Origin of the sequence: Arthrobacter yangruifuii (assembly GCF_009192775.1) — a bacterium.
GTDB classification, from domain to species: Bacteria; Actinomycetota; Actinomycetes; order Actinomycetales; family Micrococcaceae; genus Arthrobacter_B; species Arthrobacter_B yangruifuii.
In genome coordinates, this window is the sequence record NZ_VTFX01000007.1 from 115,184 (window position 1) to 130,103 (window position 14,920).

Here is a 14,920-nt window from a genome sequence, read left to right on the forward strand (position 1 = left end):
GTTCCTCATGCCGCGCCGGAATTCTTTCCCCAGAACCCTTGCGCCGGCTGCCCCCTCCGGGGTTATGGTGTTCGCACATACCAACCGGTCGGTTCCGACGCCGTCCACACACCACACCACACCACACCACGAGAATCCCGGACATCCACCGCATGAAGACCCTGAACATCAAGGAAGAGCTCGCACGCACCTCCGTGGAGCTTTTTGCGCGGCAGGGCTATGCGAAAACCAGTGTGCAGCAGATCGTGGACGCGGCCGGAGTGACAAAGGGGGCCCTCTACCATTACTTCAATTCCAAAGATGATCTGCTCTTCGACATCTACGACCGCATCCTCACGCTCCAGCACAGAAACCTGACCGAGATCATCGGCCGGAATCTGCCGGCAGTAGAAACCATGCGGTTGGCCTGCGAGGACGTGATCATGACGTCCATCGACTGCATCCGTGAAGGTGCCGTGTTCTTCCGCTCCCAGCACATGCTCAGCGAGGACCGGCAAGAGGAAGTCAAGCGGAGGCGCCGTGAATACAACGACGCGTTCACGGCTGTCTTGGTCCGCGGCCAATCCGACGGCGTCTTCCGGACTGATATTCCCATCCAGGTGCTCGCCGCCAACTTCTTCTCCGATCCGCACTATCTCTCCTACTGGTACTCCCCCGGGGGCACCATCAGCCGGGAACAGGCGGCGGCCCAGCTGACCGCGCTCTATCTGGCCGGACTTCAAGCTTCCTAACGCACCACAGCACCTCCTCAACACCCGCATCTCCTCAGCACCCGCACCACCGCACCTCCCGCACTACCGCCCTACAGCACCACGCCGTATGCAAGGTAAGAGCAGAGACGATGGAGTACTCATGCAGGAGCTACATACCGACCAGTCGGAACCGCCAGGTCTCCGACTGGATGGAATCACGGTCCGGTTCGGCGGACTCACCGCCCTCGACGCAGTGTCCCTGGATATCCCGGCAGGCAGGATTGTCGGCATCATGGGCCCCAACGGCGCAGGCAAGACCACCCTCTTCAATGTGATCTGCGGTGTCTTCCCGCCCACGGCCGGAAACCTTCAGCTGGACGGACACGGTTTCACGCCGAAACCGCACCGGCTGACGCGCTCCGGAGTGGCACGCACCCTGCAGGGGCTTGGCCTCTTCCCCGGTCTGACGGTGCTGCAGAACGTTACGGCAGGCCTGGCCGCAGACACGCGCAGAGGACTCGACCTTCTGGCCCTGCCCGGCGCCGTTGCCCGCGAAAACCGGCTGGCCGCACGAGCGATGGACGCGCTGGAGTCGCTCGGCGTCGCCGGTTATGCCGCTGCCCTGCCGGATACCCTGCCCTACGGCATCTGCAAGAAGGTGGCCCTCGCACGGGCCCTGGTGAGTGAACCGAGGCTGCTGCTGCTGGATGAACCTGCCGGCGGGCTCGGCCACGACGACATCGAGGAGCTTGCCGGCATTATCCGCACCGTGCCCTCGGACGGATGCTCGGTGATCCTCGTGGAACACCACGTGGACCTGGTGATGGAAGTCTGCGACCGCGTTGCCGTCCTGGACTTCGGCCGCCTGATCGCCGAAGGCACACCTGCCCACATCGGTGCCGATCCCGCCGTCGCGGATGCCTATCTGGGGGTTGAGGTGGCATGACCGGCGGACTGGTACTGGAAGGCGTCACTGCAGGGTACGGGAGCGTTCCGGTGCTGCACGGCATCAACCTGAGCGTCGAGAAAGGCTCCATCACCGCCGTCGTCGGGGCAAACGGTGCCGGCAAGACCACCCTGCTGCGCACCGTCACCGGCCAGCTGCGGCCCACCGCCGGCAGCATCAGGCTGGGCACCGGAAAGGACCTGACCCGGGTGCCCGTCGAGGAGATGGTGCGCCACGGCGTTGCCCTCGTACCTGAAGGCAGGGGCGTCATCACCGAACTGACGGTGGAGGAAAACCTGCGCCTGGGCGGCCTGTGGCGCAAGGACCGCAGGGCGGCCGCTGCGATGCTCACCCGGACCTACGAGCTCTTCGAACCCCTGGACCGACGCCGGAAGGCCGCCGGACACCAGCTCTCCGGCGGCGAGCGCCAGATGCTGGCGCTGGGGCGGGCGCTGATGGCGGCCCCGGCGCTGCTGCTGCTCGACGAACCTTCCCTGGGACTGGCCCCCAAGGTGACTGCACAGATCCTGGGGATGCTCCGCCGCCTGCGCGACGACACCGGACTGACCGTACTGCTGATCGAACAGAACGTCCGCAGTGCCCTCACCGTCGCGGACCACGGCGTCGTCCTGAATCTGGGACGGATTGTCGCCTCCCGGGCGGCCGCCGAACTCGCCGAAGACACCGACCTCCGCCACACCTACCTGGGGTTCTAATGGACAGATTCCTTTTCCTCACCTTCGACGGACTCGCCCGCGGCGCCGTCCTCGCAGCCTTCGCGCTTTCCCTGGTCCTCATCTGGCGTGCAGCGCGGATTGTGAACTTCGCGCAGGGCGCCATGGCCGTGGCAGCCACCTATGTTGCCTTTACCGTCACCGCGGTGACCGGCAGCTACTGGGCAGGCCTTGCGGCAGCGCTGGTTGCGGGCTTCCTCATCGGGGCGGTGGTGGAGCGCGGAGTCATGCGCTTCGTGGGCAACACCTCTCCGCTGAACCCCGTGATTGCCGGGCTGGGACTCCTGATGCTGATCCAGGCCGTCCTGGGCATGGTGTTCGGCAACGCTTACCGGACCATGGTGACCCCGTTCAGTTCCGACCCGGTGGAGATGTTCGGCATCACCGTTTTCTCCTCCTATGACCTGTTTGTGTTCGCGTGCATCGCCGTGCTGGTGGGCGGGCTGGTCCTGCTGTTCACGAAGACTCCCCTGGGGCTGCGGCTGCGTGCCTCCGCCTTCGCACCGGACCTGGCCCGGCTCCTGGGCGTCAGGACCCCGCGGATGCTCACCCTGGGCTGGGCTCTGTCTTCGGCACTGGGGGCGCTTGCCGCACTGCTGGTCATCCCCACTGAACTCGGGTTGAACCCGCACGCGGCGGACGCCGTCTTCGTTTATGCATTCACCGTGGCCGTGATCGGCGGTCTCGACTCCCCCGCCGGCGCCGTCCTGGGCGGGCTGGCCGTTGGCGTGCTGCTCAGCTGGGTCAGCGGCTATTGGGGAGCCACCCTGGCGCCGGTCGCCATCCTGGTCCTGCTGCTGGCCGTGCTGCTGGTCCGGCCGGGCGGAATCTTTTCCCTCGCGAAGGAGCGCACAGCATGAGCGTCACAAAGCGGTATCTCCTGGCCGCCGCCGCAGCCGTCCTCCTGATCGGCCTCACGTTCATCATCCCCTCGTTCACTTCCTACCAGCTGGCCATCGTCTGCGCCTATCTGTGCGGAATCGCCGGACTGACCCTGCTGACGGGCGCCGGCGGGCAACTCTCCCTCGGACAGGCAGCCCTGATGGCGGCCGGGGCGTACAGCTACGCGCTGAGCGCCAATGCAATGGCCGACGCCGGGGCGGAGGGTCCGCTGCTGCTCCTGGTGCCGCTGGCGGCGGCGGTCTTCGGTGCAGCCGTCCTCGGCCTGGCCGTCGGACTCGCCGCCGGCCGGCTGCACGGGCCTTACCTTGCCGGTTTCACCATGGCACTGGTGGTGGCCCTGCCGGCGGTCACCAGTACCTTCTCCTCGGTGCTCGGCGGTGACCAGGGTTTGTGGATCACGGTGGAAAAACGGCCGACGGCGCTGCGGGGCATTGTCTCCACCGAAGCCTGGCAGGCCTGGCTCGCCGTTATTTGTTCCGTCCTGGTCCTGACCCTGCTGGCGAACCTGCTTCACGGCCGCTTCGGCCGGCACCTGCGGGCCGTGCGCGACAACCCGGTTGCGGCAGCGCTTGCCGGCATCAACCCCGCCCGGACAAAGATCACGGCGTTCGTCATCAGTTCTGCGGCGGCAGGCATGGGCGGCGGGCTGCTCGCCTACACCACGCAGAGCGCCGGCCCCGGGGCCTACTCCCTGGTCTTCTCCCTGTTCCTGCTGATGGCAGCCGTCGTCGGCGGCATCGGTTCCCTGACCGGGGCAGTCTGGGGCGCCCTGCTCCTAGTGGCCCTGCCGCACCTCATCAGCACTGCGACCTCCAGGCTCGAACTCTCAGCGGACCTGTCCCAGCGGCTGGACGGCAACCTGGCCGTGGCCGTCTTCGGAGCAGTCCTGATCCTCGTTGTGCTGCTTGCACCGCAGGGCATCCAGGGCCTGCTGGTCCGGGCCGGCGGCCGGCTGCGGCCGCCTCCTTCCGCCTCTCTTCCGCCAAGGTCCACCGAACCCGCACCACCGTCACCAGCAACAGCACCCTCCCGGATACCGGCCCCCAGCGGGCAGCTACCGGCAACCCCGAAAGGTCAATGATGATCCGTTCCAAGCTCCGCCTGGGTACCGCCGTCCTTGCAGCTTCGGCCCTCGGCCTGGCCTCGTGCGCCTCTCCGGATGAAGGGGGTGAGGCAGCGGACGTTCCCGGGATCACCGACACCACCGTCACCGTGGGCACGCACCAGCCGCTGACCGGACCCGCAGCCGCCGGCTACTCCACGATCTCCCCCGCCACCAAGGCATACTTCGACTACGTGAATGACAAGGGCGGCATCAACGGCCGGACCATCGAATACATCGTCAAAGATGACGGCTACAACCCGGCCAACACACAGACCGCCGTGCGGGAAATGGTGCTCCAGGACGAGGTTTTTGCCCTCGTGGGCGGACTCGGCACGCCGCCGCACAGTGCAGTCCTGGACTTCGTCAATGACAACGAGGTACCGGATCTCTTCGTGGCCTCCGGCAGCCCCACCTGGAACCAGCCCGAAGACTACCCCTACACCTACGGTTTCATGGTGGACTACCCCACCGAATCACGGATCCTGGCCACGTACGCACAGGAGGAATTCCCGGAGGCGACCTACTGCTTCTTCGGCCAGGATGACGACTTCGGCGAGGAATTCCAGACCGGCTTGGAGGCGGTGCTCGGGGAGGACGGCCTCGCGGATGCCCAGGTGTACTCCACGGCTAACACCGACATTGCCGCACAGATCAGCTCCATGAAGGAGGCGGGCTGCGAGGTCAATTTCCTCGCCACCATCAACGGCTTCAGTGCGCAGGCCGTGGGCACAGCAGCCAAGCTCGGATATTTCCCGCAGTGGATGGCCTCCTCGGCCGGCGGCGATTTCAACACCCTGTCCGGCTATCTGGGTGAGAACACGGACAAGCTGCTGCAGGGCTTCGTCAGCGCAAACTACCTTCCCGGCTACTCGGATACCGAGGACGAATGGACGGCCAAGTTCGCCGAGATCAACGAGGAATACAACGCCGGGGCTCCGTTTGACGGCAACACCATCTTCGGCATGTCCATCGGCTACCTCTTCGTCGAGGCCCTGCAGGCAGCCGGGGAGAACCCCACCCGGGAGTCCCTGATGGAGGCGCTCGAGTCAGGCGACGTCACCGGCAACGGCCATGCCCCGCTGGGCTTCGGCGGGGACAGCCACCGGGGCTACACCGGAGCCATGCTGACCCGGGTGGACAACGGCGTGCAGTCCTACTTCGGCACCCCGTACGTGGTCACCGGCACTGAGGCGGAGGAATACACGGTCGAGGAATACACCGGGGAGCGGACGGCCATGCCGGCTGACGGGCTGCCGGAGTAAACCGGCCGCCGCACCACCGCAGCCGCTCCACAAAGGGGCCCGTCCCGGCGGACGGGCCCCTTTGCCACTGGCGGGTTATTCCAGCACGTACAGCGAGAGGGACTCCGCTACGGCAGCGGGCTTGCCTGCACCCTCAATTTCGATGGTGACGAGGAGCTTGACCCGCACCCCCTGCGGCACGTTCTGAACCGACACAATTTCCGAGCATGCCCGGATCCGGCTGTCCACGGGGACCGGATGGGGGAAGCGCACCCGGTCCAGCCCGTAGTTCACTCCCATCACCATGCCCTCCACCCGGAACCGGCCGGAGGCGAGCGCCGGAAGCAGGGACAGGCTCAGGTACCCGTGTGCGATGGTGCCGCCGAAGGGGCCCCGGGCGGCCCGTTCAGGGTCCACATGGATCCACTGGTGGTCATCCGTGGCGTCGGCAAACCGGTTGATGCGGTCCTGGTCGATGAGGACCCATTCACTCGTCTCCACTGTGCCCACCGCACCGGCAAGCTCCTCCACGGATCCGAAGTGTGCCACCGCTAGGCCTTCGGCCCGCCTGCGACGTAGAGCACCTGTCCGGAGACGAACGAGGCCTCCTCGCGGGCGAAGAAGGACGCCGCCGCGGCAATGTCCTCCGGGTTTCCGGCGCGCCGCACCGGAATCTCCTTCGCCGCATGCGCCACAAAGTCCTCGAACGGCACCCCGACGCGTTCCGCCGTCGCCCGTGTCATGTCTGTCTGGATGAAGCCGGGGGCAATGGCGTTGACCGTGACGTTGTAACGGCCCAGTTCGATGGCGAGGGTCTTGGTGAACCCCTGGATACCTGCCTTCGCGGCGGCATAATTCGCCTGGCCGCGGTTGCCCAGGGCGGAGGTGGAGGAAAGGTTGATGATCCGCCCCCATTCCTCCTTTACCTGATGCGCCTGCACCTCCCGGCTCATCAGGAACGCCCCGCGCAGGTGGACCCCCATCACTGCGTCCCAGTCCGTTTCACTCATCTTGAACAGCAGGTTGTCCCGGAGGATTCCGGCGTTGTTCACCAAGATGGTGGGCGCGCCCAGCTCTGCGGCGATGCGGGACACGGCCTGCTCGACGGCGGCGGCGTCGGACACGTCGGCGCCCACGCCAAGTGCCTCTCCCCCGGCGGCGCGGATAGCGTCGACGGTCTGTTCCGTGTCCTGCTCCCGCAGGTCGATGACCGCGACGGCGTGTCCGTCGGCGGCAAGCCTTGCGGCCACAGCGGCCCCGATTCCGCGTCCGGCTCCGGTGACGACGGCGACACGGCCCGTCGTGGCAATGGGTGTTTCAGGCATGGTTCTCCTCTGTTGCCGCCCGTGCGTCAGCACGCAGGCAGGCGGGGCGATGTAGCGGTGTGGCGATGTAGGCCCGACGATACCGACCAGCCGGTATGTGCGCAATGGTTTGAGACGTGCGGACGCCTAGGCGCGCGGCTGGAAGCCGGGGATACCGTCGGCGCCCGGAGCACGTGAACGGATGGTCAGCGCAGTCCGTTCGCGTACAGGTCCCGCAGCAGGGCGACCTCCGCCAGATGATGGATCATCTCCCGGTTGATATGCAGCACCAGGGTTGCCATAGGAGCGTTGGACCGGCTCCCTTCCGCCTCCCCCGCCGGGGCCGCCAGCTGCTGCGGGGTCAGGGAGGACACGGCACTGATCCAGCGGGAATAGTACTCGTCCAACAGGTCGAGTGCGCCCTGCCCGGTACCTGGATAGTCAAAATCCTCATAGCTCACAGCGGGTCCCCCGAAGTGTGCGGCGTTCCGCATACCCAGGACACCCACCAGGATGTGCCCCAGCCGCCAGGCGATGGTGGTGACCGGTGCCGGGTCCGGTTCCGGAAAGGCGAAGTCAATAGTGAAGTCTCCCGCCCCGGCCTGCACCGGTGCGGTTCCCGTGCCCCGCGGACGCACACTCCAGGAACCCGGCACCGGTTCCCGGAAGTATTCCGCGTCGGTGAGCCCCACCAGCCGGGGCCGTGCCTGGTTGTCCCAGTGCCAGGCGAGCTGGTCCGCCAGTACCCGTGCCTCGGTGGGCATCTTCTGTGTGTCCTCCCGGATACCGTCTCCTGCGTGTGAATGTCCTGCGCGGATTTCTTCGGATGCGCACAGTCTACGAATCAATCAGGACAGCTTCCGGCCGGATAAGCGCGTAGTTTGGATTCCATGCTGGAGACATCCGCTCGGCTCCTGCAGCTGCTGTCGCTGCTGCAGCTTCGGCGCGAGTGGACCGGCGCGGCGCTCGCGGAACGGCTGTCCATCACCGAACGCACGGTGCGCCGGGACATCGGCAAGCTGCGCACCCTCGGCTATCCCATTTCCGCGTCCCCGGGCATTGCCGGCGGCTACCAGCTCGGAGCCGGGGCCCAGCTGCCGCCGCTGCTGCTCGACGACGACGAGGCCCTCGCCGTCGCCCTCGGCCTCACCGCAGTGGCCGCGGGACCGGTGACGGGAATCGGGGAAGCATCCGTGCGGGCCCTGGCAAAACTGGAACAGGTCCTGCCCGGGCGCCTCCGCCCCCAGTTTTCGGCCCTGTCGCAATCCGTTTCCACCCTGTCCGGACCGCCCGGCGGCGTGGATCCGAAAATCCTCACCTCGTTTTCCTCCGCCATCACCGAGCACCGGATCCTGAGCTTCCGCTACACCGCGGCCGACGGCGCATCCCAGCGGCGGATGGTTGAGCCCTACCGGCTGGTCAGCACCGGACGGCGCTGGTACGCCGTCGCCTGGGACCTGGACCGCAGTGACTGGCGGACCTTCCGGGTGGACCGCTGCACCAGCACGCCTGCCCCGCGTGCGCGGTTCACGCCCCGGCCGCTGCCCGCCCCGGACCTTGCCGCCTACGTGCAGGAATCCATTACCCGCAACCCGTACCGCTACACCGTGGTGGTCCGGCTGGCCGCACCGCTGGCAGCAGTAGCCGGGCAGGTGCCTGCCACCATGGCCACCGTCGAAGCAGACGGACCCGGGCACACCATAGTGCGCGGCGGCTGGGATTCCCTGGACCTGCCCCTGATCCATCTCACGGCCTGGGGCGTGCCCTTCGAAATCCTTGATCCTCCGGAAATGCGTGAGCGGGCACGCCGGGCCCTGGACCTGCTGCAGCACGCCGTCGAAATCCCGCCCACGGCGGAATCCGGAAAGAGCATCCGGCCAAGCCACTAGACTGGTGGCAATCATGGCACTGACAATTTCCTATCCCGAACAGCTGCCCGTTTCCGAGCGGCGCGAAGACATCATGGCAGCTATCGCCGCCAACCAGGTCACCGTTATCGCCGGTGAAACCGGGTCCGGAAAAACCACGCAGATTCCGAAGATGTGCCTGGAACTGGGCCTGGCCGAGACCGGCCTGATCGGCCACACGCAGCCCCGGCGCCTGGCCGCCCGCACCGTGGCCGAGCGGATTGCGTCCGAGCTCGACGTCGAGCTCGGCGAGGAAGTGGGCTTCCAGGTCCGCTTCACCGGGGAAACCAGCCGGAAGACCAAGGTCAAGCTGATGACCGACGGCATTCTGCTGGCCGAAATCCGCCATGATCCGAAGCTGAAGAAATACAGCACCATCATCATCGATGAGGCCCACGAGCGCAGCCTGAACATCGATTTCATCCTCGGCTACCTGCGCCGGCTGCTGCCCGAACGTCCGGACCTGAAGGTGATCATCACCTCGGCCACCATCGATCCGCAGCGGTTCGCCGAGCACTTCGCCCTGAACGGCACACCGGCTCCCATCATCGAGGTGTCCGGCCGGACCTTCCCGGTGGAAATCCGCTACCGGCCGCTGAACCAGCCCGCTGACGGGGGCAACGACGACGACGGCCCCGAAGACGAGCTCGAAGAGGACCGGGACCCGGTGGACGCCGTCTGCGACGCCGTGGACGAACTCTCCCGCGAGGCACCCGGCGACGTCCTGGTGTTCTTCTCCGGCGAGCGGGAAATCCGCGACGCCGCCGAAGCGCTGCGGTCCTCCGTGCAGCGCAACCCGCGCCTGGCCAACACCGAGATCCTGCCGCTGTTCGCCCGCCTTTCCCTGGCCGAGCAGCACAAGGTCTTCTCCCCCGGGAGGAACCGCCGCATTGTGCTGGCGACCAACGTCGCCGAAACCTCGCTGACCGTGCCGGGCATCAAGTACGTCATCGACACCGGTACCGCACGGATCTCGCGCTACTCGCACCGCACCAAGGTCCAGCGCCTGCCCATCGAACGCATCTCACAGGCGTCGGCCAACCAGCGCTCGGGCCGCTGCGGCCGCGTCTCCGACGGCATTGCGATCCGCCTGTACTCGCAGGAGGACTTCGAATCGCGGCCGGAATTCACCGATCCGGAAATCCTGCGCACCAACCTCGCCGCCGTGATCCTGCAGATGGCCGCCATGGGTGTGGCGAAGGGCCCCAAGGATGTTGCCGACTTCCCGTTCGTCCAGCCGCCGGATTCCAAGGCAGTCAACGACGGCGCCGTGCTGCTGCGCGAACTCGGTGCCCTGCACCCCAAGGGCGGGATCACCGACGTCGGCCGCAAGCTTTCCCAGCTCCCGGTGGACCCCCGGCTGGGCCGGATGATCGTGGAGGCGGGAAATCGCGGCTGCACCAGGGAAGTCATGGTGCTCACCGCGGCGCTGACCATCCAGGATCCCCGCGAGCGCCCTTCCAAGGATGATCCCGCGCGGGCACAGAAGGCCGCCGAAATGCACAAACGGTTCGTGGATGAGAATTCGGACTTCACCGGATACCTCAATCTGTGGCGCTATGTGGAGGAAAAGCAGAAGGAGCTTTCCTCTTCGGCCTTCCGCCGGCTGTGCAAAAACGAATTCCTGAACTTCCTGCGCATCCGCGAATGGCAGGATCTGTTTGCCCAGCTGCGCCAGCTGGCCCGGCCGCTGGGGATCACCCTCGAGCCGGGGCCGGTGGACCCGGTGGGCAAGTACCGGGAAATCCACATGTCCCTGCTGGCCGGCCTGCTCAGCCACATCGGCCTCTATGACCAGCGCAAGCGTGAATACACCGGTGCCCGGGGCACCCGGTTTGCGGTCTTCCCCGGTTCGGCCCTGTTCAAGAAGTCCCCCGACTGGGTGATGGCCGCCGAGCTGGTGGAAACCTCGCGCCTCTGGGCACGGGTGGCTGCGAAATTCGACCCGCTCTGGGCCGAGGAGGTGGCCCCGCATCTGGTCAAGCGCACCTACAGCGAGCCGCACTGGTCCAAGAGCCGCGGCGCGGTCATGGCCTATGAAAAGGTCACGCTCTACGGCGTTCCGGTGGTGCCGCAGCGGAGCATCAACTACGGCCGGATCGACCCCGTACTGTCCCGGGAGATGTTCATCCGGCATGCCCTGGTGGAGGGCGACTGGCGTACCCACCACAAATTCTTCTCCCGCAACCAGGCCCTGCTGGCCGAGGTGGAGGAACTGGAGAACCGGGTCCGCCGCCGCGGCCTGCGGGTGGACGATGAGACCCTGTTCGAGTTCTATGACGAGCGCGTGGGGCCCGACGTCGTCTCCGAACGGCACTTCGACAAGTGGTGGAAGTCCGCCCGGCACGAAAACCCCACGCTGCTGGACTTTGATCCGGACGCCCTGCGCACCGACGACGCCGAGGGGCTGGACGAGAACGACTTCCCGAAGTCCTTCTTCTACGGGTCCTTCGAGCTGCCGCTGTCCTACGAGTTCACCCCCGGAGTGCCCGCCGCCAACGACGGCGTCACCGTAGAGGTGCCCGTCTTGTTCCTGAACCAGCTCACGCCTGGACCGTTTGCCTGGCAGATCCCGGGCCTGCGTGCCGAACTCATCACGGCCCTGATCAAGTCCCTGCCCAAGGCGGTGCGGAAGAACTTCGTGCCGGCGCCCGACGTCGCACGCTCGGCTGCCGCAGCGCTGGCCGCGGACTTCGATCCGGCGTCGGATGACCTGGAACCGTCGCTGGAACTGGTGCTGCGCCGCCTCAAGGGATCCATCATTCCGCCCGGATCCTGGAACTGGGACGCGGTCCCGGACCACCTGAGGATGACGTTTACCGTGGTGGATTCCGCCGGCCGGGTGCTGGACGAGGGCAAGGACCTCGCAGCCCTGCAGGAGTCCCTGGCCCCGGCGACGCGCCGGGCCATCGCCGAATCGCTGGGCGCCACGCCGTCGACCGTCCAGCCGCGCGGTCCCAAGGGTCCCCAGGGTGCCCAGGGTTCCCAGGCGAAGAGCTCAGCTGCCGCGAACGGTTCCGCCGGCGGCGCTGCAGGCGGCGGTTCCGCCGTGGCGGAGCGGACCGGACTGACCGAGTGGAGCATCGGCACCCTGGAGAAGCAGGTCCAGCGCCTGGTGGCCGGCCATACCGTGACCGGCTATCCGGCCCTGGTGGACGAGGGCAGCACCGCCGGTGTGCGCATCTTCCAGAGCGCCGGCGAGCAGCAGGCGGCAATGCGTGCCGGCGTCATCCGGCTGCTGGTGCTGCGCGTGCCCAGCCCGGCCAAGTACGTACTGGAACACCTCAGCAACAGCGAGAAGCTGACCTTCAGCCAGAACCCGCATGGAAGCGTGGCGGCGCTGATTGAGGACTGCACCCTGGCCGCGGTGGACAAGCTCACCCCCGAGGCGCTGCCGTGGACCCGGGCGGAATTCGACGCCCTGTATGAAACCGTGCGGGCCGAACTGATCGACACCGTCTTCACCGTCACCGCGATTGTCGAGAAGATCCTGGCCAGCACCCGGCGGATCACCAAGGCACTGAAGGGCACCACCTCGCTGGCACTGATCAGTGCCTTGAACGATATCCGGGCGCAGCTGGATGCCCTGGTGTACCCCGGGTTCGTGGCCCGCACCGGCTACGCGCAGCTGATGCACCTGCCGCGGTACCTGGCCGGCATTGAACGCCGGCTGGAGAAACTGCCCGGCAACGTGCAGCGGGACGGGCTCTCCATGGCCGTGGTCCAGCGCCTGGAAGACGAGTACGACGACGCCGTGGCGGCGCTCGCGCCGGGCCGCGGCACTCCGCCGGAGCTCGCCGAGGTCAGGTGGATGATCGAGGAGCTGCGGATCAGTTTCTTTGCGCAGGAACTTGGCACGGTGCGCAGCGTCTCCGAAAAGCGCATCCGGACCGCCCTGCATTCAGCGCTGGCCCCGGCCTGAGTCTCCCGGACAGCTAAACGGCAGTTCCACCCTCACGGGGTGGAACTGCCGTTTAGCCTATATCCGGTGAAGGCCCCGGTTCCCAAAGCCTGATGGTGGTGTCCCCCGGCCTAGTGCCTGAGGACACCACCATTTTCATCTGCTCATTCGTGCCTGCGGCGAGCCCATGAGGCCGCTAGTGCGCCTAAGGCAAGGGCGAGAGAACCTGCAGCGCCGAACCAGATTCCTGTGGCACCGGTGTTGGCCAAGCCGGAGCCAGGAATACGTGCGGACGGGTTAGCCGCGACCTCCACAACCGAGCCGGTGCCGACATCACCGGAGGGTCTGGTGACTGCGCCTGCTGCCGGGTCTGTTGGGTCCTCTATATGGATTTCACCGGGCAAAGGTGAAGGGGCATCATCCGTGGGAGGGTCCGTCGGGTCGCCCGCAGGCGGGTCGGTCGGGTCGGTCGGGTCCGCGGGCGGGTCGACTTGGTCGATCGGCTCAGTGGGGTCGACCGGGTCAACCGGATCCGTGGGCTCGATCGGGTCCGTCGGATCAACCGGGTCCACCGGATCCGTGGGCTCGATCGGGTCCGTCGGATCAACCGGGTCCACAGGATCGGTCGGGTCCGTCGGGTCCACCGGATCGGTCGGGTCCGTCGGGTCCACAGGATCGGTCGGGTCCACAGGGGGCTCGATCGGGTCCGTCGGCTCAGTCGGGTCCGGCGGGTCCGTCGGGTCCACAGGATCGGTCGGGTCCACAGGGGGCTCGATCGGGTCCGTCGGCTCAGTCGGGTCCGTGGGATCCGTTGGCTCGACCGGCTCAGTCGGGTCCGTCGGGTCCGTCGGGTCCGTCGGGTCCACAGGATCGGTCGGGTCCACAGGGGGCTCGATCGGGTCCGTCGACTCAGTCGGGTCCGTGGGATCCGTTGGCTCGACCGGCTCAGTCGGGTCCGTCGGCTCAGTCGGGTCCGTGGGGTCCGTCGGGTCCGTGGGCTCGGTCGGATCAACCGGGTCCGTGGGCTCGGTCGGATCAACCGGGTCCGTGGGCTCGGTCGGATCACCAGGATCAGTCGGGTCCGTCGGCTCGATCGGGTCAACCGGGTCCGTGGGCTCGGTCGGATCACCAGGATCAGTCGGGTCCGTCGGCTCGATCGGATCAACCGGGTCCGTGGGCTCGACCGGCTCAGTCGGGTCCGTCGGGTCCGTCGGGTCCGTCGGGTCAACCGGATCGGTCGGGTCCGTCGGGTCCACCGGGTCAACCGGATCGGTCGGGTCCGTCGGGTCAACCGGGTCAGTCGGGTCCACCGGGTCAACCGGATCGGTCGGGTCCGTCGGGTCAACCGGGTCCGTCGGGTCCGTGGGATCCGTTGGCTCGATCGGGTCCGTGGGCTCAGTCGGGTCCACCGGGTCAACCGGATCGGTCGGGTCCGTCGGGTCCACCGGGTCAACCGGATCGGTCGGGTCAGTCGGATCACCAGGATCGGTCGGGTCAACCGGGTCCGTCGGGTCAGTCGGATCACCAGGATCGGTCGGGCCAACCGGGTCCGTCGGGTCAGTCGGATCACCAGGATCGGTCGGGCCAACCGGGTCCGTGGGATCGGTCGGGTCCGTCGGGTCCGTGGGATCGACCGGGTCCGTCGGGTCCGTCGGGTCCGTCGGGTCCGTCGGGTCCGTCGGGTCCGTCGGGTCAACCGGATCGGTCGGGTCCGTCGGGTCAACCGGGTCCGTGGGCTCAGTCGGGTCCACAGGCGGGTCAATCGGCTCCGTGGGCTGCGTCGGGTCCGTCGGCTCGGTCGGGTCAACCGGATCGATCGGGTCCGTGGGCTCGGTCGGGTCCGTCGGCTCAGTCGGGTCCGTCGGGTCCACAGGATCGGTCGGGTCCGTCGGGTCAGTCGGGTCCGTCGGGTCCACAGGATCGGTCGGGTCCACAGGATCGGTCGGGTCCGTCGGGTCCGTCGGGTCCGTCGGGTCCACAGGATCGGTCGGGTCAACCGGGTCCGTCGGGTCCGTCGGGTCGGTCGGGTCCGTCGGGTCCACAGGATCGGTCGGGTCCGTCGGGTCCGTGGGCTCGGTCGGATCACCAGGATCAGTCGGGTCCGTCGGCTCGATCGGGTCAACCGGGTCCGTGGGCTCGGTCGGATCACCAGGATCAGTCGGGTCCGTCGGCTCGATCGGATCAACC

At 67.2% G+C, this 14,920-nt stretch carries 11 protein-coding genes and 1 pseudogene; 8 read left to right on the top strand and 4 right to left on the bottom strand.

Going from position 1 to position 14,920, the window contains the following annotated elements:
• Nucleotides 1-152: 152 nt before the first annotated feature.
• From GD627_RS16350 to GD627_RS16375, 6 genes are all read left to right on the top strand, one after another.
• Nucleotides 153-731: a TetR/AcrR family transcriptional regulator gene (locus GD627_RS16350; RefSeq protein WP_152273419.1), complete on the top strand. Its 579-nt coding sequence runs from the start codon at nucleotides 153-155 to the stop codon at nucleotides 729-731.
• Between the two features lie 121 nt (nucleotides 732-852).
• Entirely contained in the window at nucleotides 853-1,638 is a 786-nt protein-coding gene (locus GD627_RS16355) for an ABC transporter ATP-binding protein (RefSeq protein ID WP_152273420.1), read from the top strand.
• Complete coding sequence (locus GD627_RS16360) at nucleotides 1,635-2,354, top strand: ABC transporter ATP-binding protein (RefSeq protein ID WP_152273421.1); 720 nt, start codon at nucleotides 1,635-1,637, stop codon at nucleotides 2,352-2,354. The genes GD627_RS16355 and GD627_RS16360 overlap by 4 nt, the downstream gene beginning before the upstream one ends.
• Nucleotides 2,354-3,232, top strand: coding sequence for a branched-chain amino acid ABC transporter permease (locus GD627_RS16365; protein ID WP_152273422.1), 879 nt, complete (start codon nucleotides 2,354-2,356; stop codon nucleotides 3,230-3,232). Before GD627_RS16360 ends, GD627_RS16365 begins: the two co-directional genes overlap by 1 nt.
• Nucleotides 3,229-4,356, top strand: a complete 1,128-nt coding sequence (locus tag GD627_RS16370; protein ID WP_152273423.1) for a branched-chain amino acid ABC transporter permease — start codon at nucleotides 3,229-3,231, stop codon at nucleotides 4,354-4,356. Before GD627_RS16365 ends, GD627_RS16370 begins: the two co-directional genes overlap by 4 nt.
• Entirely contained in the window at nucleotides 4,356-5,642 is a 1,287-nt protein-coding gene (locus tag GD627_RS16375) for an ABC transporter substrate-binding protein (protein ID WP_246165579.1), read from the top strand. Before GD627_RS16370 ends, GD627_RS16375 begins: the two co-directional genes overlap by 1 nt.
• A gap of 75 nt (nucleotides 5,643-5,717) precedes the next feature.
• Here GD627_RS16375 and GD627_RS16380 read toward each other — a convergent pair whose 3' ends face one another.
• From GD627_RS16380 to GD627_RS16390, 3 genes are all read right to left on the bottom strand, one after another.
• Nucleotides 5,718-6,170 carry a MaoC family dehydratase gene (locus GD627_RS16380; RefSeq protein WP_152273424.1) on the bottom strand — a complete coding sequence of 151 codons (453 nt, stop codon included), beginning with the start codon at nucleotides 6,168-6,170 and terminating at the stop codon, nucleotides 5,718-5,720.
• 2 nt (nucleotides 6,171-6,172) lie between these two features.
• Nucleotides 6,173-6,946, bottom strand: a complete 774-nt coding sequence (gene fabG / locus GD627_RS16385; RefSeq protein WP_152273425.1) for a 3-oxoacyl-ACP reductase FabG — start codon at nucleotides 6,944-6,946, stop codon at nucleotides 6,173-6,175.
• A gap of 185 nt (nucleotides 6,947-7,131) precedes the next feature.
• On the bottom strand, nucleotides 7,132-7,689 hold the full coding sequence (locus GD627_RS16390; protein ID WP_152273426.1) for a DinB family protein: 558 nt from the start codon (nucleotides 7,687-7,689) through the stop codon (nucleotides 7,132-7,134).
• Nucleotides 7,690-7,815: 126 nt separating this feature from the next.
• On the opposite strand from GD627_RS16390, the gene GD627_RS16395 reads away from it, so the two are divergent.
• Together GD627_RS16395 and hrpA are read left to right on the top strand one after the other, a co-directional pair.
• Nucleotides 7,816-8,814 (top strand): helix-turn-helix transcriptional regulator, encoded by a 999-nt coding sequence (locus tag GD627_RS16395; RefSeq protein WP_152273427.1) that lies wholly within the window; start codon nucleotides 7,816-7,818, stop codon nucleotides 8,812-8,814.
• Nucleotides 8,815-8,827: 13 nt separating this feature from the next.
• A complete protein-coding gene (hrpA, locus tag GD627_RS16400; protein WP_152273428.1) occupies nucleotides 8,828-12,754 on the top strand; it encodes an ATP-dependent RNA helicase HrpA in 3,927 nt (1,308 codons plus the stop codon).
• Between the two features lie 143 nt (nucleotides 12,755-12,897).
• Here hrpA and GD627_RS16915 read toward each other — a convergent pair.
• Nucleotides 12,898-14,920 (bottom strand): annotated as a pseudogene (locus GD627_RS16915) (hypothetical protein); the annotation flags it as partial.

Bases quoted from the DNA above. Each gene is read 5' to 3' on its own strand.
- GD627_RS16360 (WP_152273421.1), top strand. From the start codon at position 1,635: ATGACCGGCGGACTGGTACTGGAAGGCGTCACTGCAGGGTACGGGAGC.
- hrpA (WP_152273428.1), top strand. From the start codon at position 8,828: ATGGCACTGACAATTTCCTATCCCGAACAGCTGCCCGTTTCCGAGCGG.
- GD627_RS16390 (WP_152273426.1), bottom strand. From the start codon at position 7,689: ATGCCCACCGAGGCACGGGTACTGGCGGACCAGCTCGCCTGGCACTGG.
- GD627_RS16355 (WP_152273420.1), top strand. From the start codon at position 853: ATGCAGGAGCTACATACCGACCAGTCGGAACCGCCAGGTCTCCGACTG.
- GD627_RS16370 (WP_152273423.1), top strand. From the start codon at position 3,229: ATGAGCGTCACAAAGCGGTATCTCCTGGCCGCCGCCGCAGCCGTCCTC.
- GD627_RS16350 (WP_152273419.1), top strand. From the start codon at position 153: ATGAAGACCCTGAACATCAAGGAAGAGCTCGCACGCACCTCCGTGGAG.
- GD627_RS16395 (WP_152273427.1), top strand. From the start codon at position 7,816: ATGCTGGAGACATCCGCTCGGCTCCTGCAGCTGCTGTCGCTGCTGCAG.
- GD627_RS16365 (WP_152273422.1), top strand. From the start codon at position 2,354: ATGGACAGATTCCTTTTCCTCACCTTCGACGGACTCGCCCGCGGCGCC.
- GD627_RS16375 (WP_246165579.1), top strand. From the start codon at position 4,356: ATGATCCGTTCCAAGCTCCGCCTGGGTACCGCCGTCCTTGCAGCTTCG.
- fabG (WP_152273425.1), bottom strand. From the start codon at position 6,946: ATGCCTGAAACACCCATTGCCACGACGGGCCGTGTCGCCGTCGTCACC.